The organism is Pseudomonas sp. MH10 (genome assembly GCF_034353045.1).
Taxonomy (GTDB): domain Bacteria; phylum Pseudomonadota; class Gammaproteobacteria; order Pseudomonadales; family Pseudomonadaceae; genus Aquipseudomonas.
The window spans coordinates 4,345,585-4,363,129 of sequence record NZ_CP133783.1 but is presented as its reverse complement, the minus strand read 5'-3'; the positions used below and the strand labels follow the sequence as shown (position 1 = coordinate 4,363,129).

Genomic DNA, 17,545 nt, shown 5'->3' with positions numbered 1-17,545 from the left:
CAGGATCTGAGAGCCAACTTGTTGGCGAGGCGGCGACGCAGCGACGCGGCTTATATGAACCACCCCGCCTACAGCCGACAAGACTCGCAGTCGGGTCGAAGCCATGAGCAGATATCTGGAAACGGCGATTTCGATGGGTTGAGATCAGGCAAATCAGCAACGGGCGCAGTGGAAGGCGCGCTGGAGCTAGACAAACGGGCGATAGATGAGGTGATGGCTCCGGCAGAAAAACCGGAGCGTTGTTTAGCGAGGGGGGCCTTTGTGGAACACAGGGCCAATGCGCCAACGAAACCCTCGGGCAACGCCAGTTCTGAAGTACGGCACGAGAGTTGTTTCTCTTGGGACCACTCATCCAACGCCCAACCTCGGCATTTCAGACGCGCTTCATGGGCACACCAGGCTTGGGCGAACGCCTTCTCACGCTGCGCAGGTTCAATGTCCATTAACTGCGCCGCGACGACCGGACCGAGATAATCAAGCGCCACCGCGTGCCAATCTGGCGTTTGCTGCACCTACATCACGTCTACGCCGACTTGGCCGTGTAAATTCACCGCCGCCAGCGACAGGGTGCTTTCGTGGCTGATCGACAAACCCACTTCACCGATACCCGAAATGACAATGTGCGGCCGTTGTCCTGGCGTCGACATAACCACGATAGCCGACTGCGGCACATTCAGGGTCAGTGCGAGGGTTTCGGTTAACGCCTGCCGAATGTGATCCCTGGCGTAGACTCGACTGGCGCCGACCGGGGTTGCGGTGCGCAGCAATAGCACGCCGGTCCGTATGTGCGACGGCGGACCAGGCCATGGAAATACGGTTAAGGCGTCGAGCGCGTTAGGGATCATGCTCGGGCCGGTGCCGCCGGACAACCGGTCCAACTGCTGGTGGCCGGAATGTGTTCGCCTTTCATTACCAACGTCAGCGGACCAAGGCGTGCGTCGTCACCCACTTGCGCGCTGTACAGCACGGCGCTGCGTGGCCCCATGTAGACTCGCTTGCCGATAACCACGTGATCGATTTTCATTATTCGGTCTTCGAACAGGTGGGTTTGGGGGCACACACCTGCGTTCAACTCGCTGTCATCGCCAATGGAGACGCAATCGAATTCGGTGATGTCTGTAGTGTCCATGTACACCCCTGGGCCAATCTTGCAGCCCAGCAGATTGAACGCCAAAGGCAACCACGGCGTGCCCCTCAGGTAACGCATGAAGTTCGGCGCCGCCATGCTTTCGTAGACACTGGTGATGCTTTCGGACACCCACACAAACGGGGTCCACATTGGTTCGGCGCGCTTGCGATAACGGCCCATCAGCAGCCATTTCAATGCCACGACAAACAGGTAATTGCCGACGCCATACGCCAGTCCAATAAGGGCGAGGTAGCCGATCACTGCCGCCCAGCGACCGTCTTTGGCCAGCGGCATCAAATCGAGCATCACGGTGTAACCGACCGCGACCACCAACGCGTGAGGTACAACGATGCGCACCGCTTCAATCGATCCCCGTGCTAACCGCCGCAGGGGCGATGGGCGAAAGGTCAGGGACTCGGGGTAGCTGCCGATGACCTTTTCCCGCGCCGGCAGATTGATTGGCGGCGAACCGAGCCACGTGTCGCCGTCCGACAGTTGTGAGTTGAGTGGCGCGTGGGAATGAACGCCGATCAAGACGTTCTCCGGCAACACGGTGCCGTCTGGAATGTAGCTGCCATTGCCGACGAAGCTACGGTGGGAGATCACCGTTGGGCGCATGGTCATCCAGCCACCGTCGATCTGCTCGTCGCCGAGCATAACGGCGTCGGCAATGAAGGTTTCATCGCCCAGCGTCAGCATGTCCGGGATAACCCCTTGGGCGGTGGAAATCTCGGCGTCGCGGCCGACCTTGGCGCCTAGCAGACGAAACCAGAACGGCGCATAAACCGTGGCGTAAATGCCGGACAACACGTTCAAGCTCGATTCTTGAATATGACTGACCAACCATTTGGCACAGTAGGTCGTGCTGTGAACCGGGTAGCTGCCAGGTTTCAGGCGCGGCAGCGCGATCCAGCGCAGGGCCGCCGATAACAATGCAGTCAGCACAATCAGTACGGCACTGGCCGGGAACGCCAAGACGAAATAGCGCGCCAGTTGCACGACAACGGAGTCACCTTGCAGCCAAGGCATAACGCTCTGCACGTCAAGCCAGTCGATCAGCACAAAGGTCGGAAACACCGGGATGAAAAACAGCAGGGCGACAAGGAGGATGCCAAACACGAAAAACAGCGTCTCCCCGAGACGACGTTGCTGCGTGACGTCAGGCCTTGGTCGCTGGGATCGAGCATCGAACGCGCCGACATCCCGTGCTGGCGAACCTTTCCAGACCCGGCCAGCCGGTACCTTGCAACCCTGAGCCAGGGCTGATTGAGCCTCTAAATGGCCGAGTTCGCCGACGGCAGTGCCGCCTTCCATCACCACATAAGAACTGACGCAGGCGTTGTCGCCCACGGTGATGGCGCCCAAGTGCAACTCTCCGCGTTCAACACGGGCGTTTTCGAAGCTGACCCCGTTGCCGACGCTAACCTCGTTACCGATGACCAACAGCTCTGGAGCCCGCACGTTCATCGAACCAATGATGACCTCGCTGCCGATTTTGGCACCGAGCGCACGCAACCAGAGGGGGTAAAGCGATGAGCCACTCAACAGGTACACCGGCGCCGACTCGACCAGACGATCGGCGGCCCACCAGCGGTAATAAATCACGCCCCACAACGGGTAACTGCCCGGTTTCAGCCGGCCCGCAAGCAGCCATTTACCAATGATCGCGACGCCGAATTGCAACACGGTAGCCGCTAGGAATACCGCCACCGAGGCGACGGTGGCGAAAGCTGCGGAGTCGCCCGAATTGCTGGTAAGAAAGTCGTACGCAAAAAACGGCGCCAGCCATTGGATCATTCGTAGGCAGACCAGCGCCGGTAATGCCAGTGCCTGAGCCGCGCCACAGCGCCAACGACGAAAAGCTGAAGGCGGCGTCCACGTCACGTGGGCCGGGCCTTGCTCAGGGGTTTGCTCCAATACGGCGGCGATGGCACCGACGCGACGCTGATGATAAATGTCGCGCACGGTGATGTGGGCAAACCGTGCATCGGCGCGCAAGGCTGAGGCCAGCCGGGCGGCGAAGAACGAGTGGCCGCCCAGATCTGTGAAAAAGTCAGCATCGCGGCGGATTGGCTGGCTGGGGAAGAGTGCTCCCAAAGCTGCAAACAGAAACTGCTCGGCCGCGCTCTCAGCCACGTCGGACTCAAGACTGGCGCTGCTGGTATCAATGCTGATTGGTCGGGACTTGAGCGTTTTACGGTCAATCTTCCCAGAGGTCAGGCGCGGCATGCTGTCCAGCAGCTCGAACCGCCCCGGTACCATGTAGGCCGGTAAAGACGCTTGCAGGGTTTTACGCAACTGAGCGGCCAAGGTTTGGGGCGGCAATACAGTGTCCGCGACCAGATAGGCAATCAGTTGGTCGATACCGTCTTCGTTGCGCAGCAAAACCGCCACCGTGCCGACGCCGGGCTGCTGCGCCAGCAGGGATTCGATTTCACCCAGCTCAACCCGGAAACCGCGAATTTTTACTTGATCATCGGCCCGACCCAGGCACTGCACCTGGCCGTCGACGTCTATTCGCGCCAAGTCACCGGTGCGGTAAAGGCACTCATCGTGGTAACCCGTGGCCCATGGATTGGGCAGGAATTTTTCCACGGTCAGGTCCGGCCGCCCGAGGTAACCGTCGGCCAAGCCGGGGCCGATGATGCACAGCTCGCCGGTCTGACCACGAGGCAACAGGATTAACGGGAGGCCGGCCACCACATCGGGGGCAATCACCAACAAACCATAATTGGGCAATGGCGTTCCGATGGTGACCGGCTGCCCAGGCGACAGCCGCGCAAGGCTGGCCGAGACTGTCGCTTCGGTGGGTCCATAGGTGTTGAACATCTGCCGACCGGCCCGGCTCCAGCGCTCTACCAACGACTCGGGGCACATCTCGCCGCCGAGGTTGATCAGGCGCAGGCTCGGCACGTCTTCGCTGAACAACGCCAGCAAAGTCGGGACGGCGTGCAACACGCTGATGCGCTGCTCGGTCAGCATGCGTGGCAAGGTTTCCGGGTCGCCGCTGGTTTCTTTGGGGCCGATCCACAGCGTCGCGCCCACCAGATAGGCGATCCAGATTTCTTCGAACGACATGTCAAACGCTACAGAGAAACCTTGATACACCCGGTCCGCCGCGCGGATGCCAAGCACCGCGTTTTCACTGCGCAAAAAGTGGCAAATGCTGCGCTGGGAAATCACGATGCCTTTGGGCTTCCCGGTAGAACCCGAGGTGTAGATCACATAAGCAGGATGCTCCGGCAACGCGCCGTGCCGACGCAACAACGCACCCTCCCCTGGGCTCAACAACGCCTCGGCAGTCCACAGCGGCAGACCAATGCCGGACAAGCTCGACGCCAACGCCTCACAACACACAACGCCCACCGCCCCCGCGTCGTCCATGCAGATGTGCAAGCGGTCAACCGGCGTGTCCTGATCCAGCGGCAACCACGCCGCTCCCGCCTTAGCGATACCCGCTTGCATCACTAACAATTCGATACCGCGTGGCAGCCACAACCCGACAATCTGCCCCGGCAACACGCCCGCATTGATCAAACCCGACGCCACCTGATCCGCCTGCCGATCCAACTCGCGGTAGCTGAGCTGCCGATCCCCAAAAATCAAAGCAATCTGCCCCGGACTGCGCAGCGCGCTGGCTTCGAGCAAATCGGCAAGCACCTCCTCACGCAAAAACTCAGGGCGAATCGCGCCATACAGCACGTCTGATAAACAGACGCTCTGATCAGGCTCCAGCAAAGTCGAAGTATTCATGGGGGAGGCCTTCGGATTATTGTTTTTGGAAGTATTGGGGGGCGGCGGCAGGCTATCCCTTTAGGCGCTGGGGCTCGGCAAAAATGAGTCTGTCAGAGGAAAGCTGTACGGAGGTTGAACGCTTGGTGTGGGTGGGGAGCGGGATGGGGGGTTGCGAAGTTGGGGTGAGGTTTTGGGGTTGGTGGCGTTGGGTGGGACCGTTTGTCGGGGGAGTTATTTAGAGTTAGATGCGTTTGAGGGGTGATGCGCAGGATGGAGGTGTTATCGAGGGTTAGATGGGGCTAACAAAAAAGGCCCCCGGCTGTTTGAGCTGGGAGCCTCTGCTTAGTTCTTTAGGAGCGGTACTCTAGAATGGAATATCGTCATCAAAACTATCAAAATCCGGAGCCGGTTGCGGCGCTTGCTGCTGGGGAGCAGGACGCGATTCGCGTTGTGGCTGGGATTGCTGCGGCTGCGATGACTGCTGCGGACGCTGCTGTTGAGGGCGTGGCGCAGAGTTGCTGTTGCCGCCTTGACCCTGTGGAGCACCGTCGCCTTGTGGGCGACCGCCCAGCAGTTGCATAGTGCCTTGCATGTCGACGACGATTTCAGTGGTGTAGCGCTTGATGCCGTCTTTTTCCCACTCGCGGGTTTGCAGCTTGCCCTCGATGTAGACCTGCGAACCTTTGCGCAGGTATTCGCCAGCGATTTCAGCGACTTTGCCGAACATCGAAACACGGTGCCATTCAGTCTTTTCGACTTTCTGACCGGTTTGTTTGTCGGTCCATTGTTCGCTGGTCGCCAGACTCAGGTTGGTCACGGCGTTACCGTTAGGCAAGTAGCGAACTTCGGGATCCTGGCCGCATGTACCGACCAATATGACTTTGTTAACCCCACGGGCCATAACGTTCTCCTAGGCTTCGCATTCCGCTGGCTCCGGGTCGTTGACCAAGCGCTCAAGGGAGTTGCGATCCAATAATTCGGTATCCAATTTGATATAGATGGCAGCTTCGTCACTGACGACTACCGCATCTGTTACCCCCGGGACGGCCATCAAACGCGCGATCAGGCCGCCTTCGCGTTGTGCTTCAGGCGTCAACGGCACGCGTAGGCTCGTCACGTACGGTGGTTCGCGCATAGTTACAGCAAAGGCTAGCCAGATGGCGCATAGAGCGGCACCGCCGAGGAACACAATACTGAGTCCTCCGTGCTGAAAAAGCCAGCCTCCAAGAATGCCTCCTGCGGCTGAACCGAGGAACTGGCTGGTGGAATAAATCCCCATGGCCGTGCCTTTGGCGCCCGCCGGTGACACTTTACTGATCAGCGATGGCAGCGAAGCTTCCAGCAGATTGAATGCGGTGAAAAACACCACCGTTCCAATCACCAACGCCCGCAACGTATCGCCGAACGCCCAGAAGAATAGCTCAGTCAGCAACAGCACGCAGACGGCGCCGAGCAGGACGCGCTTCATCTGGCGTTTTTTCTCACCGTAGATGATGAACGGAATCATCGCGAAGAACGAAATCAGCAAAGCGGTCAGGTAGACCCACCAGTGCTGTTCTTTGGGCAAACCGGCTTTTTCGACCAGGGCCAAGGGCAGCGCGACGAAGCTGGACATGAGCATCGCGTGCAACACGAAGATACCTAAATCCAGTCGCAGCAGGTCGGGATGACGCAGTGTCGCGCCCAACGCTGCTCGTGCAACGCCCGATTCCCGATGGGTCAGCGGTCCGGTTGAATGCGGCACCATGAAGGCGACGACGAGAATTCCCAACAATGCCATGCCGCCCGTGGCCAGAAATAACCCGGACAAGCCGAACGCCCTCGTCAACAACGGCCCGACAACCATGGCCACCGCGAACGACAGGCCAATGGTCATACCGATCATGGCCATGGCCTTGGTGCGATGCTGCTCACGGGTAAGGTCCGATAACAACGCCATGACAGCCGCCGATATCGCGCCCGCACCTTGTAGGATCCGCCCGGCGATCACGCCCCAGATTGAGTCCGCGTTGGCCGCCAACAAACTGCCAAGGGCAAAGATAATCAAGCCTAAATAAATAACTGGCCGCCGACCGATTCGGTCAGAAATCATCCCGAACGGTATCTGCAGCACTGCTTGGGTCAGGCCATACGCGCCGATTGCCAAACCGATGAGCGCTGGAGAAGCGCCCGCGAGGTCCATGCCGTAGGTGGCGAGGACCGGTAAAACCATAAACATGCCAAGCATTCGGAAGGCGAACACCAGCGCCAGGCCGCTTGCTGCGCGGGTCTCGCTGCCACTCATGCGTTCGCTAAGGGGATCGTGCATGGAGAAACCTCATGTGAACCGGCAATGATTCTACCAGTCCCATCGGTTAGCAGCACATACGCGACGCTTTGCCGCGTACTGGCATGGAGCCGTATACTCCCGTGTTTATGCCCGCCAAGCGAGGCCGCAGTGGACAAGATCGTGATACGTGGGGCCCGAACCCACAACTTGAAGAACATTGACCTAACCCTGCCACGCGACAAATTGATCGTTATTACCGGGCTTTCCGGCTCTGGCAAGTCGTCGCTGGCCTTTGACACGCTGTACGCCGAAGGGCAGCGGCGCTATGTCGAATCGCTTTCTGCGTACGCGCGGCAATTTCTGTCGATGATGGAAAAACCGGACGTCGATACGATTGAAGGGCTATCGCCGGCGATTTCTATCGAACAGAAGTCCACGTCGCACAACCCACGCTCGACCGTGGGTACGATTACTGAAATTTACGATTACCTGCGCCTGCTTTATGCACGGGTCGGTCAGCCGCGCTGCCCGGATCACGATATTGCGCTGGAAGCGCAGACGGTCAGCCAAATGGTCGACTTGGTGCTGGCGCAACCGGAAGGCAGCAAGCTGATGCTGCTCGCGCCCGTAATCCGTGAACGCAAGGGCGAGCACTTGGCGATCTTCGAAGAGTTGCGCGCTCAAGGCTTCGTCCGCGCCCGAGTCAATGGCCGGCTGTGCGAGCTAGATGAGTTGCCCAAGCTCGACAAGCAGAAGAAGCACTCTATTGATGTGGTGGTTGACCGCTTCAAGGTGCGCGAGGACATGCAGCAGCGGCTTGCCGAATCGTTTGAAACCGCGCTGAAGTTGGCTGACGGTATCGCCTGGGTGGCGCCGATGGACGACGAGCCCGGCGAAGAAATGATTTTCTCGGCGCGCTTTGCCTGTCCGATTTGTGGGCATGCAATCAGCGAGCTGGAACCTAAGCTGTTCTCCTTCAACAACCCGGCCGGCGCGTGCCCGACTTGCGACGGTTTGGGCGTGAAGCAGTTTTTCGACATCAAGCGGTTGGTCAACGGTGAACTGACGCTGGCCGAGGGCGCGATTCGCGGCTGGGACCGGCGCAACGTGTATTACTTCCAGATGCTCGGTTCGCTGGCGAGTCACTACGGCTTCAGCCTGGAAGTGCCGTTCAACGAGTTACCGGCTGACCAGCAGAAGATTTTGCTGAATGGCAGCGGTACGCAAAACGTCGACTTCCGGTATCTCAATGATCGCGGCGACATCGTTAAGCGTGCGCACCCTTTCGAGGGCATCGTGCCAAACCTTGAGCGGCGTTACCGCGAGACTGAATCGGCAACGGTTCGTGAGGAACTGGCCAAGTTTCTCAGCACTCAGCCGTGCCCTGACTGCCGTGGCACGCGTTTGCGTCGCGAAGCGCGTCACGTGTGGGTCGGCGAGAAAACCTTGCCTGCGGTGACCAGCCTGCCAATTGGCGATGCGACTGAATATTTCGCCACGCTGAAACTGACGGGCCGACGCGGTGAAATTGCCGACAAGATTCTCAAGGAAATTCGCGAGCGCTTGCAATTTTTGGTCAACGTCGGACTTGACTACTTGTCTCTGGACCGTAGCGCCGACACCTTGTCTGGTGGCGAGGCGCAGCGTATCCGTCTAGCGAGCCAGATCGGCGCGGGTCTTGTGGGGGTGTTGTACATTCTCGATGAGCCGTCCATTGGCCTGCACCAACGGGATAACGACCGCCTGTTGGGCACGCTGAAACACCTGCGCGATATCGGTAATACGGTGATTGTGGTTGAGCACGACGAAGACGCGATTCGTCTGGCGGACTACGTGGTGGACATCGGCCCGGGCGCCGGCATTCACGGCGGCCACGTTGTCGCCGAGGGCACGCCCGCTGAAGTTATGGCACACCCGGATTCGCTGACCGGCAAATACCTGTCGGGACGCGTGAAGATAGAAGTGCCGGCCAAGCGCACGCCGCGTAACAAGAAGCTGTCGCTGACGCTCAAAGGCGCTCGCGGCAATAACTTGCGCAATGTCGATCTGGAAATCCCGATTGGCTTGCTGACCTGCGTGACGGGTGTTTCCGGCTCGGGCAAGTCGACGCTGATCAACAACACGCTGTTTCCTTTGAGCGCCACGGCCCTCAACGGTGCCACCACGCTTGAAGCGGCGGTGCATGACAGCATCGACGGTCTGCAGCATTTGGACAAAGTGGTCGACATCGACCAGAGCCCTATCGGGCGGACGCCGCGCTCCAACCCGGCGACGTACACCGGGTTGTTCACGCCTATCCGCGAATTGTTTTCCGGGGTGCCGGAGTCGCGATCACGGGGTTATGGCCCTGGGCGCTTCTCGTTCAACGTGAAGGGTGGGCGCTGTGAAGCGTGTCAGGGCGATGGCTTGATCAAGGTCGAAATGCACTTTCTGCCGGACATCTATGTGCCGTGCGACGTGTGCAAGAGCAAGCGTTATAACCGCGAAACGCTGGAGATCAAATACAAGAGCAAAAGCATCCACGAGGTCTTGGAAATGACCATCGAGGAAGCGCGGGTATTCTTCGATGCAGTGCCAGCGCTGGCTCGCAAGCTTCAGACGCTGATGGACGTGGGTTTGTCCTACATCAAGCTAGGACAATCCGCGACCACGCTGTCCGGTGGTGAAGCGCAGCGGGTCAAGCTGTCTCGCGAGCTGTCCAAGCGCGATACCGGCAAGACCCTGTATATCCTTGATGAGCCGACTACCGGCCTGCACTTCGCGGATATTCAGCAGTTGCTCGATGTGCTGCACCGCTTGCGCGATCACGGCAACACCGTGGTGGTGATCGAGCACAACCTGGACGTGATCAAGACGGCCGACTGGCTTGTCGACCTTGGGCCAGAAGGCGGCTCCAAAGGTGGTCAAATCATCGCCTGTGGCACGCCAGAGGAAGTCGCCGAGATGGAGCAGTCCTACACCGGTCACTACCTCAAGCCGTTGCTGATTCGGGATAAAGCCACTGCGGTCTAGCTTGATAGCGCATTAAAAAGCCCCTGTCGCATCGCTGCGGCAGGGGCTTTTTATTGCGGTGCTGGAATCAGAACTGCGATTGCAGGTAATTTTCCAAGCCAATCGATTTGATCAGACCCAATTGCTGCTCTAGCCAATAGGTGTGATCTTCTTCGGTATCGGCCAACTGAACACGAAGAATGTCGCGGGAAACGTAGTCCTTGTGCAGCTCACACAGGGCGATGCCCTGGCAAAGCGCGGCACGGACCTTGTATTCCAGGCGCAAATCGCTGGCGAGCATCTCAGGGACCGTGGTACCGACGTCTACATCATCAGCACGCATACGCGGAGTGCCTTCGAGCATCAGAATCCGGCGCATCAACGCGTCGGCGTGCTCCGTCTCTTCCTGCATCTCATGGCTCATACGTTCGTAGAGCTTACTGAAGCCCCAATCTTCGTACATCCGAGAATGGATAAAATATTGATCACGCGCTGCCAGTTCGCCTGTCAGCAACGTCTTGAGGTAATCGATTACTACTGGGTGACCTTGCATCGCCCTAAATCTCCCTACTTGAAAGGCCCTAGTCTGGACCAAGCCGAGGAGAAGGTCACTTCAGAAAACGCATTAAAACGTTAAAATTCTGCGAAAGTCGGACAACTGGATGGGAAAAACCGCCCAAATGAGGGCGGTTCTGTTTATCACTTAGAGTCAGCCGAGTTGAACACCCAAGGCTTTGGCAACACCTTCGCCGTAAGCTGGATCAGCTTTGTAGAAATACTGCAGCTGACGTTGAACGACATCGCTGGTGACGCCGGACATAGAGCCAGCAATGTTGTTGATCAGCAGAGCCTTCTGTTCGGCACTCATTAAGTTGAAGAGCGCGCCTGCATGGCTGAAGTAATCGGTGTCTTCCCGATGATCGTAACGGGTTGCCACGCCGCTCAATGCCAACGCGGGCTCAGCGTAGGCCGGGGCTTGTTTCGGCGCGTCGGCGTAGCTGTTCGGCTCGTAGTTAGGCGTACCGCCCCCATTGTCACCAAAACGCATTGACCCATCACGCTGGTAGCTGTGAACCGGGCTTTTCGGTGCGTTGATCGGCAACTGCTGGTGGTTTGTACCAATGCGATAGCGATGCGCGTCGGCGTAGGCAAAGACCCGACCTTGCAGCATGCGGTCTGGTGACAAGCCAACGCCAGGCACCATGTTGCTTGGACCGAATGCCACTTGTTCAACTTCAGCGAAGTAGTTCGCCGGGTTACGGTTCAGCTCAAGCTCGCCCACTTCAATCAGCGGATATTCTTTCTGCGACCAGGTTTTGGTGACGTCAAACGGATTTTCGTGATGAGCGCCCGCCTGGGTTTCGGTCATGATCTGGATGCAGACTTGCCATTTCGGGAAGTCGCCTCGTTCAATCGCAGAAAACAGGTCGCGCTGCGAATAATCCGGGTCAGTACCTGCCAAGCGCGCAGCGTCTGCCGCGGCAAGGTTTTTGATGCCCTGCTTGGTCTTGTAGTGCCATTTGACCCAGTGACGCTCGCCGTTGGCGCTGATCAGGCTGTAAGTGTGGCTGCCGAAGCCGTGCATGAAGCGATAGCCGTCTGGAATGCCGCGATCCGAGAACAGGATCGTGACTTGGTGCAGCGCTTCTGGTGAGTGCGACCAGAAGTCCCACACCATTTGCCCGCTTTTCAAGTTGGTTTGTGGCTGACGCTTTTGGGTGTGGATGAAATCCGGGAATTTAAGCGGGTCACGGATGAAGAACACGGGCGTGTTGTTGCCAACAATGTCCCAGTTGCCCTCTTCGGTATAAAACTTTACGGAGAAGCCACGTGGGTCGCGCTCAGTGTCAGCTGAACCGCGTTCGCCACCGACTGTGGAAAAGCGCATGAAAATCGGGGTCTGCTTACCAACGGTGTCGAACAGTTTTGCGCTGGTGTACTGAGTGATGTCGCGGTTTACCGTAAACGTACCGTGGGCACCTGACCCTTTCGCATGGACGCGGCGTTCAGGGACGTTTTCACGGTTGAAGTGCGCGAGCTTTTCGATCAGGTGGAAGTCATCAAGCAATAACGGGCCTCGGGGGCCGGCGGAACGAGAATTCTGGTTGTCGGCGACAGGGGCGCCGCTGGCGGTTGTAAGCGTTTTATTCTGGCTCATGCAAAGTCTTCCTCTGGCGAACATATCTTGCCGGCTAATCGGCATGAAACGGAGTATTCGTCAAAAACGTTACACCAGCAAATTCATTAAATTGTGAAGATCGATAGAATTTTATAATTCACAGATAACAAAAAACCGGGCACTAGGCCCGGTTCTTTGATCAGACTGACGTCTTATTCAGCGGCTTCTACAACACCACCGATAGGACGATCAACCAGTTCGACGTACGCCATAGGCGCATTGTCGCCAGTGCGGAAACCGCACTTGAGGATGCGCAAGTAGCCACCCTCACGGGTTGCATAACGCTTGCCCAGATCGTTGAACAGCTTACCAACGATGGCTTTCGAACGAGTACGGTCGAATGCCAGGCGGCGGTTAGCCAGACTGTCGATCTTAGCCAGGGTGATCAGCGGCTCAGCAACGCGACGCAGTTCCTTGGCTTTCGGCAGTGTAGTTTTGATCAGCTCGTGCTCGAACAGCGACACCGCCATGTTTTGAAACATGGCCTTACGGTGAGAGCTAGTACGGCTCAGATGACGTCCACTTTTACGATGACGCATGGTTCATTCCTTACCAAACACAACGTTCGGTGGTTACGACGATCAGGCAGTCGCCTTGTCGTCCTTCTTAAGACTTGCAGGCGGCCAGTTGTCGAGGCGCATGCCGAGGGACAGACCACGGGAGGCCAGAACGTCCTTGATTTCGGTCAAGGATTTCTTGCCCAGGTTCGGAGTCTTCAACAGTTCTACTTCGGTGCGCTGAATCAGGTCACCGATGTAGTAAATGTTCTCCGCCTTAAGGCAGTTGGCCGAACGTACAGTCAGTTCCAGATCGTCAACCGGACGGAGCAGGATCGGATCGATCTCGTCTTCCTGTTCGATAACCACTGGCTCGCTATCACCTTTGAGATCGACGAACGCAGCCAACTGCTGTTGCAGAATGGTTGCAGCGCGGCGAATAGCCTCTTCAGGATCCAACGTGCCGTTGGTTTCCAGATCAATAACCAGCTTGTCCAGGTTAGTACGCTGTTCGACACGGGCGTTTTCCACCACGTATGCGATACGGCGAACCGGGCTAAACGAAGAGTCAACCTGCAAGCGACCAATGCTGCGGCTTTCGTCTTCATCGCTCTGACGCGAATCGGCCGGCTCATAACCACGACCACGAGCTACGGTGAGCTTCATGTTCAAGGCGCCGTTAGACGCCAGGTTAGCGATTACGTGATCGGGATTAACGATCTCGACATCATGATCCAGCTGAATATCGGCAGCGGTAACCACCCCCGAACCCTTCTTCGACAAGGTCAGCGTAACTTCGTCACGACCGTGCAGCTTGATAGCGAGACCTTTAAGGTTCAACAGGATTTCAATGACATCTTCCTGTACACCTTCGATGGCGCTGTACTCATGGAGTACACCGTCAATCTCGGCCTCGACTACTGCACAGCCGGGCATTGAGGACAACAAGATGCGACGCAGCGCATTGCCCAGGGTGTGGCCGAAACCACGCTCGAGAGGCTCGAGTGTGATTTTAGCGCGGGTTGGACTGACAACCTGCACGTCAATGTGACGGGGTGTCAGGAACTCATTTACCGAAATCTGCATGGATGCACCTATTTTCTAGCCCTTACTTGGAGTAGAGCTCGACAATCAGGCTTTCGTTGATGTCGGCGGAAAGATCACTGCGAGCTGGAACGTTTTTGAAGACGCCAGATTTTTTCTCAGTGTCTACTTCTACCCATTCTACGCGGCCACGTTGGGCACACAGATCGAGAGCTTGGACAATGCGCAGTTGGTTCTTAGCCTTCTCGCGGATAGCGACCACGTCACCAGGACGAACCTGATACGACGGAACGTTAACGGTTTTGCCGTTAATGCTGACCGACTTGTGCGATACCAACTGACGAGATTCGGCGCGAGTCGAACCAAAGCCCATACGGTATACAACGTTGTCCAAACGGCATTCGAGCAATTGCAGCAGGTTCTCACCAGTAGCGCCTTTCTTGCCGGCTGCTTCTTTGTAATAACCACTGAATTGACGTTCGAGAACGCCGTAAATACGACGGACCTTCTGCTTTTCACGCAGTTGGGTGCCGTAATCGGACTGGCGACCGCGGCGTTGGCCGTGGATACCAGGGGCTGCTTCGATGTTGCACTTGGATTCGATAGCGCGGACGCCGCTCTTCAAGAAGAGATCGGTGCCTTCACGACGTGCAAGCTTGCATTTTGGACCAATGTAACGAGCCATTTCTTACAGTCTCCTGGATTACACGCGGCGCTTCTTCGGCGGACGGCACCCGTTGTGCGGGATTGGCGTCACGTCGGTGATGCTGGCGATCTTATAGCCACAGCCGTTCAAAGCACGGACAGCAGACTCACGACCTGGACCTGGACCCTTGACGTTAACGTCGAGGTTCTTCAAGCCGTATTCCAGCGCAGCTTGACCAGCACGTTCAGCGGCTACTTGAGCAGCGAACGGAGTGGACTTGCGTGAACCGCGGAAACCCGAGCCACCGGAGGTAGCCCAAGAAAGCGCATTACCTTGACGGTCGGTGATGGTGACGATTGTGTTGTTAAACGACGCGTGGATGTGGGCGATGCCATCAACCACTGTCTTTTTAACTTTTTTACGAGGACGAGCAGCAGGTTTTGCCATGACTAGTTTCCTGTCGATTCGCTGGTGCGATTACTTGCGGATCGGCTTACGCGGACCTTTGCGAGTACGCGCGTTGGTCTTGGTACGCTGACCGCGCACTGGAAGACCACGACGATGGCGCAGACCGCGATAGCAGCCCAAATCCATCAAGCGCTTGATTTTCATGTTGATTTCGCGACGCAGGTCACCTTCAGTGGTGAACTTCGCCACTTCGCCACGCAGCTGTTCAATCTGCTCGTCGCTCAGATCTTTGATCTTCACCGCTGGGTTAACCCCAGTGGTTGCACAAATCTTCTGTGCAGTGGTGCGACCAACACCATAGATGTAGGTCAACGAGATAACAGTATGCTTGTTATCTGGAATGTTAACGCCTGCAATACGGGCCATTCAGTGGGACTCCAATTGACAGCTACCTACGCCCCGGAAGCCAAGAAATAGGGCGCGAGATAATATCGCTGTAATAACAAATAATCAACCCAGCAGCGCACTAGCTGCTGGGCTTTTAGCACAAATCACACTCAGCCTTGGCGCTGCTTATGACGTGGTTCCGCGCTGCAAATTACTCGAACCACACCTTCGCGGCGAATAATCTTGCAGTTACGGCACAGCTTTTTAACCGATGCACGAACTTTCATGACCAACTCCTAAACCTTATGGGTGCTTCAGCGCAGCATGCCGCTACCGTAGCCCTTCAGGTTGGCTTTCTTCATCAGGGATTCGTACTGGTGCGAAACGAGGTGCGATTGTACTTGGGACATGAAGTCCATCACAACCACTACGACGATCAGCAACGAAGTCCCGCCAAGGTAGAACGGTACGTTTGCTGCCACCACCAGAAACTGGGGAAGCAGACACACGGCCGTCATATAAAGAGCACCGAACATGGTCAAGCGAGTCAAAACGCCATCAATGTAGCGCGCCGACTGCTCACCTGGACGAATACCCGGAATAAAGGCACCGGACTTCTTCAGGTTTTCCGCTACGTCTTTCGGATTGAACATCAACGCCGTATAGAAGAAGCAGAAGAAAATAATCCCTGCACTAAACAGCAGAATATTCAACGGCTGACCAGGAGCGATCGACTGCGAGATGTCCTGCAGCCAGCCCATACCTTCAGACTGACCAAACCAGGCACCCAACGAAGCCGGGAACAGCAAAATGCTGCTCGCGAAAATAGCCGGTATTACACCGGCCATGTTCACTTTCAACGGCAAGTGGCTTGTCTGCGCAGCAAAAACCTTACGACCCTGCTGACGCTTGGCGTAGTGAACAGCAATACGACGCTGGCCACGCTCAATGAACACCACGAAACCGATGATCGCTACTGCCAGCAAACCGATGGCAACCAAGGCGAAAATATTGATATCACCCTGACGCGCAGACTCGAAAGACTGCCCTATCGCTCTCGGAAGACCGGCGACGATACCCGAAAAAATCAACATCGAGATACCGTTACCAACACCACGCTCAGTAATCTGCTCACCCAGCCACATCATAAACATTGCGCCAGCCACAAAAGTGGACACCGCAACGAAATAGAAGCCGAGGCCACCAGTGAACGCTATACCCTGCCCCGCCAAACCAACGGACATGCCGATAGCTTGCACGAGAGCGAGGACAACGGTGCCATAGCGGGTGTATTGACTGATCTTACGACGACCAGCCTCACCTTCCTTCTTCAACTGTTCCAACTGCGGGCTGACGGCGGTCATCAACTGCATGATGATCGATGCCGAAATGTACGGCATGATCCCCAGCGCGAAGATACTCATCCGCTCCAGCGCGCCGCCGGAAAACATGTTGAACAAGCTAAGAATGGTCCCCTCATTCTGTCGAAACAGGTCCGCCAGCCGGTCCGGATTGATACCAGGAACTGGGATGTGTGCGCCTATCCGATAGACGATAATCGCCAACAGAAGAAAACGCAGTCGAGCCCAGAGCTCGGATAACCCGCCTTTGCTGAGCGCTGAGAGAGCACCTTGCTTAGCCATTTATTCCTCGAACTTGCCGCCAGCTGCTTCGATAGCCGCACGCGCACCTTTGGTGGCTGCGATACCTTTGATGGTGACAGCGCGAGTAACTTCGCCGGACAACATGATTTTCACACGTTGAACGTTTTGGTTAATCACGTTGGCATCCTTCAGGGACTGCACGGTGACGATGTCGCCTTCCACTTTAGACAATTCGGACAAACGCACTTCTGCGCGATCCATAGCCTTCAGGGAAACGAAACCGAACTTCGGCAGACGACGATGCAACGGCTGTTGGCCGCCTTCAAAGCCCGGAGCAATAGTGCCACCGGAGCGGGAGGATTGACCTTTGTGGCCGCGGCCACCTGTCTTACCCAAACCACTACCGATACCACGGCCCGGACGATGCTTTTCGCGACGGGAACCCGGCGCTGGACTCAGATCATTGAGTTTCATCGATTAACCCTCGACTCGCAGCATGTAGTAAGCCTTGTTGATCATCCCGCGATTCTCAGGAGTATCCAGCACTTCTACAGTGTGACCGATGCGACGCAGACCCAAACCCTTAATGCACAATTTGTGGTTAGGGATGCGTCCGGTCATGCTTTTGATCAGCGTTACTTTAACGGTAGCCATGA

Annotated in this window: 17 protein-coding genes; 1 reads left to right on the top strand and 16 read right to left on the bottom strand. The window is 56.9% G+C overall.

What is annotated here, in order from left to right; all coding sequences use genetic code 11:
* Nucleotides 1–68: 68 nt before the first annotated feature.
* The 5 genes from RHM59_RS25575 to RHM59_RS19520 form a co-directional block, all read right to left on the bottom strand.
* A complete protein-coding gene (locus RHM59_RS25575) occupies nucleotides 69–512 on the bottom strand; it encodes a hypothetical protein (RefSeq protein WP_416195029.1) in 444 nt (147 codons plus the stop codon).
* Nucleotides 513–845 (bottom strand): hypothetical protein, encoded by a 333-nt coding sequence (locus RHM59_RS19535; RefSeq protein WP_322285228.1) that lies wholly within the window; start codon nucleotides 843–845, stop codon nucleotides 513–515.
* Complete coding sequence (locus tag RHM59_RS19530; protein WP_322285227.1) at nucleotides 842–4,882, bottom strand: Pls/PosA family non-ribosomal peptide synthetase; 4,041 nt, start codon at nucleotides 4,880–4,882, stop codon at nucleotides 842–844. Before RHM59_RS19530 ends, RHM59_RS19535 begins: the two co-directional genes overlap by 4 nt.
* Before the next feature lie 346 nt (nucleotides 4,883–5,228).
* Nucleotides 5,229–5,765 (bottom strand): single-stranded DNA-binding protein, encoded by a 537-nt coding sequence (locus tag RHM59_RS19525; protein ID WP_322166316.1) that lies wholly within the window; start codon nucleotides 5,763–5,765, stop codon nucleotides 5,229–5,231.
* A gap of 9 nt (nucleotides 5,766–5,774) precedes the next feature.
* Nucleotides 5,775–7,172: an MFS transporter gene (locus RHM59_RS19520; protein WP_322166317.1), complete on the bottom strand. Its 1,398-nt coding sequence runs from the start codon at nucleotides 7,170–7,172 to the stop codon at nucleotides 5,775–5,777.
* 129 nt (nucleotides 7,173–7,301) lie between these two features.
* Here RHM59_RS19520 and uvrA point away from each other — a divergent pair, with 129 nt between their 5' ends.
* The gene (uvrA, locus tag RHM59_RS19515) at nucleotides 7,302–10,145 is read left to right on the top strand and encodes an excinuclease ABC subunit UvrA (RefSeq protein ID WP_322166318.1); all 2,844 of its coding nucleotides are present in this window, start codon (nucleotides 7,302–7,304) and stop codon (nucleotides 10,143–10,145) included.
* Between the two features lie 67 nt (nucleotides 10,146–10,212).
* Here the strand turns inward: uvrA and bfr are convergent, their stop codons facing one another.
* From bfr to rpmD, 11 genes are all read right to left on the bottom strand, one after another.
* Nucleotides 10,213–10,677: a bacterioferritin gene (gene bfr, locus RHM59_RS19510; RefSeq protein WP_322166319.1), complete on the bottom strand. Its 465-nt coding sequence runs from the start codon at nucleotides 10,675–10,677 to the stop codon at nucleotides 10,213–10,215.
* A gap of 156 nt (nucleotides 10,678–10,833) precedes the next feature.
* Nucleotides 10,834–12,282 carry a catalase gene (locus tag RHM59_RS19505; RefSeq protein ID WP_322166320.1) on the bottom strand — a complete coding sequence of 483 codons (1,449 nt, stop codon included), beginning with the start codon at nucleotides 12,280–12,282 and terminating at the stop codon, nucleotides 10,834–10,836.
* 173 nt (nucleotides 12,283–12,455) lie between these two features.
* Nucleotides 12,456–12,842: a 50S ribosomal protein L17 gene (gene rplQ / locus RHM59_RS19500; RefSeq protein WP_299828889.1), complete on the bottom strand. Its 387-nt coding sequence runs from the start codon at nucleotides 12,840–12,842 to the stop codon at nucleotides 12,456–12,458.
* Nucleotides 12,843–12,884: 42 nt separating this feature from the next.
* Nucleotides 12,885–13,886, bottom strand: coding sequence for a DNA-directed RNA polymerase subunit alpha (locus RHM59_RS19495; RefSeq protein ID WP_322166321.1), 1,002 nt, complete (start codon nucleotides 13,884–13,886; stop codon nucleotides 12,885–12,887).
* A 22-nt stretch (nucleotides 13,887–13,908) separates the two neighbouring features.
* Entirely contained in the window at nucleotides 13,909–14,529 is a 621-nt protein-coding gene (gene rpsD / locus RHM59_RS19490) for a 30S ribosomal protein S4 (RefSeq protein ID WP_322166322.1), read from the bottom strand.
* A gap of 18 nt (nucleotides 14,530–14,547) precedes the next feature.
* Nucleotides 14,548–14,937: a 30S ribosomal protein S11 gene (gene rpsK / locus RHM59_RS19485; protein WP_002555466.1), complete on the bottom strand. Its 390-nt coding sequence runs from the start codon at nucleotides 14,935–14,937 to the stop codon at nucleotides 14,548–14,550.
* Between the two features lie 30 nt (nucleotides 14,938–14,967).
* The gene (rpsM, locus tag RHM59_RS19480; RefSeq protein ID WP_002555467.1) at nucleotides 14,968–15,324 is read right to left on the bottom strand and encodes a 30S ribosomal protein S13; all 357 of its coding nucleotides are present in this window, start codon (nucleotides 15,322–15,324) and stop codon (nucleotides 14,968–14,970) included.
* A 131-nt stretch (nucleotides 15,325–15,455) separates the two neighbouring features.
* Nucleotides 15,456–15,572: a 50S ribosomal protein L36 gene (gene rpmJ, locus RHM59_RS19475; RefSeq protein ID WP_002555468.1), complete on the bottom strand. Its 117-nt coding sequence runs from the start codon at nucleotides 15,570–15,572 to the stop codon at nucleotides 15,456–15,458.
* Between the two features lie 27 nt (nucleotides 15,573–15,599).
* Nucleotides 15,600–16,928, bottom strand: coding sequence for a preprotein translocase subunit SecY (secY, locus tag RHM59_RS19470; protein WP_322166323.1), 1,329 nt, complete (start codon nucleotides 16,926–16,928; stop codon nucleotides 15,600–15,602).
* Nucleotides 16,929–17,363 carry a 50S ribosomal protein L15 gene (gene rplO, locus RHM59_RS19465; RefSeq protein WP_150642939.1) on the bottom strand — a complete coding sequence of 145 codons (435 nt, stop codon included), beginning with the start codon at nucleotides 17,361–17,363 and terminating at the stop codon, nucleotides 16,929–16,931.
* A 3-nt stretch (nucleotides 17,364–17,366) separates the two neighbouring features.
* The gene (gene rpmD, locus RHM59_RS19460; protein ID WP_003444363.1) at nucleotides 17,367–17,543 is read right to left on the bottom strand and encodes a 50S ribosomal protein L30; all 177 of its coding nucleotides are present in this window, start codon (nucleotides 17,541–17,543) and stop codon (nucleotides 17,367–17,369) included.
* Between the last annotated feature and the right edge of the window lie 2 nt (nucleotides 17,544–17,545).

Coding starts and splice junctions, on each gene's coding strand:
- RHM59_RS19535 (WP_322285228.1), bottom strand. CDS start 845: ATGATCCCTAACGCGCTCGACGCCTTAACCGTATTTCCATGGCCTGGT.
- RHM59_RS19530 (WP_322285227.1), bottom strand. CDS start 4,882: ATGAATACTTCGACTTTGCTGGAGCCTGATCAGAGCGTCTGTTTATCA.
- RHM59_RS19525 (WP_322166316.1), bottom strand. CDS start 5,765: ATGGCCCGTGGGGTTAACAAAGTCATATTGGTCGGTACATGCGGCCAG.
- RHM59_RS19520 (WP_322166317.1), bottom strand. CDS start 7,172: ATGCACGATCCCCTTAGCGAACGCATGAGTGGCAGCGAGACCCGCGCA.
- bfr (WP_322166319.1), bottom strand. CDS start 10,677: ATGCAAGGTCACCCAGTAGTAATCGATTACCTCAAGACGTTGCTGACA.
- RHM59_RS19505 (WP_322166320.1), bottom strand. CDS start 12,282: ATGAGCCAGAATAAAACGCTTACAACCGCCAGCGGCGCCCCTGTCGCC.
- rplQ (WP_299828889.1), bottom strand. CDS start 12,842: ATGCGTCATCGTAAAAGTGGACGTCATCTGAGCCGTACTAGCTCTCAC.
- RHM59_RS19495 (WP_322166321.1), bottom strand. CDS start 13,886: ATGCAGATTTCGGTAAATGAGTTCCTGACACCCCGTCACATTGACGTG.
- rpsD (WP_322166322.1), bottom strand. CDS start 14,529: ATGGCTCGTTACATTGGTCCAAAATGCAAGCTTGCACGTCGTGAAGGC.
- rpsK (WP_002555466.1), bottom strand. CDS start 14,937: ATGGCAAAACCTGCTGCTCGTCCTCGTAAAAAAGTTAAAAAGACAGTG.
- rpsM (WP_002555467.1), bottom strand. CDS start 15,324: ATGGCCCGTATTGCAGGCGTTAACATTCCAGATAACAAGCATACTGTT.
- rpmJ (WP_002555468.1), bottom strand. CDS start 15,572: ATGAAAGTTCGTGCATCGGTTAAAAAGCTGTGCCGTAACTGCAAGATT.
- secY (WP_322166323.1), bottom strand. CDS start 16,928: ATGGCTAAGCAAGGTGCTCTCTCAGCGCTCAGCAAAGGCGGGTTATCC.
- rplO (WP_150642939.1), bottom strand. CDS start 17,363: ATGAAACTCAATGATCTGAGTCCAGCGCCGGGTTCCCGTCGCGAAAAG.
- rpmD (WP_003444363.1), bottom strand. CDS start 17,543: ATGGCTACCGTTAAAGTAACGCTGATCAAAAGCATGACCGGACGCATC.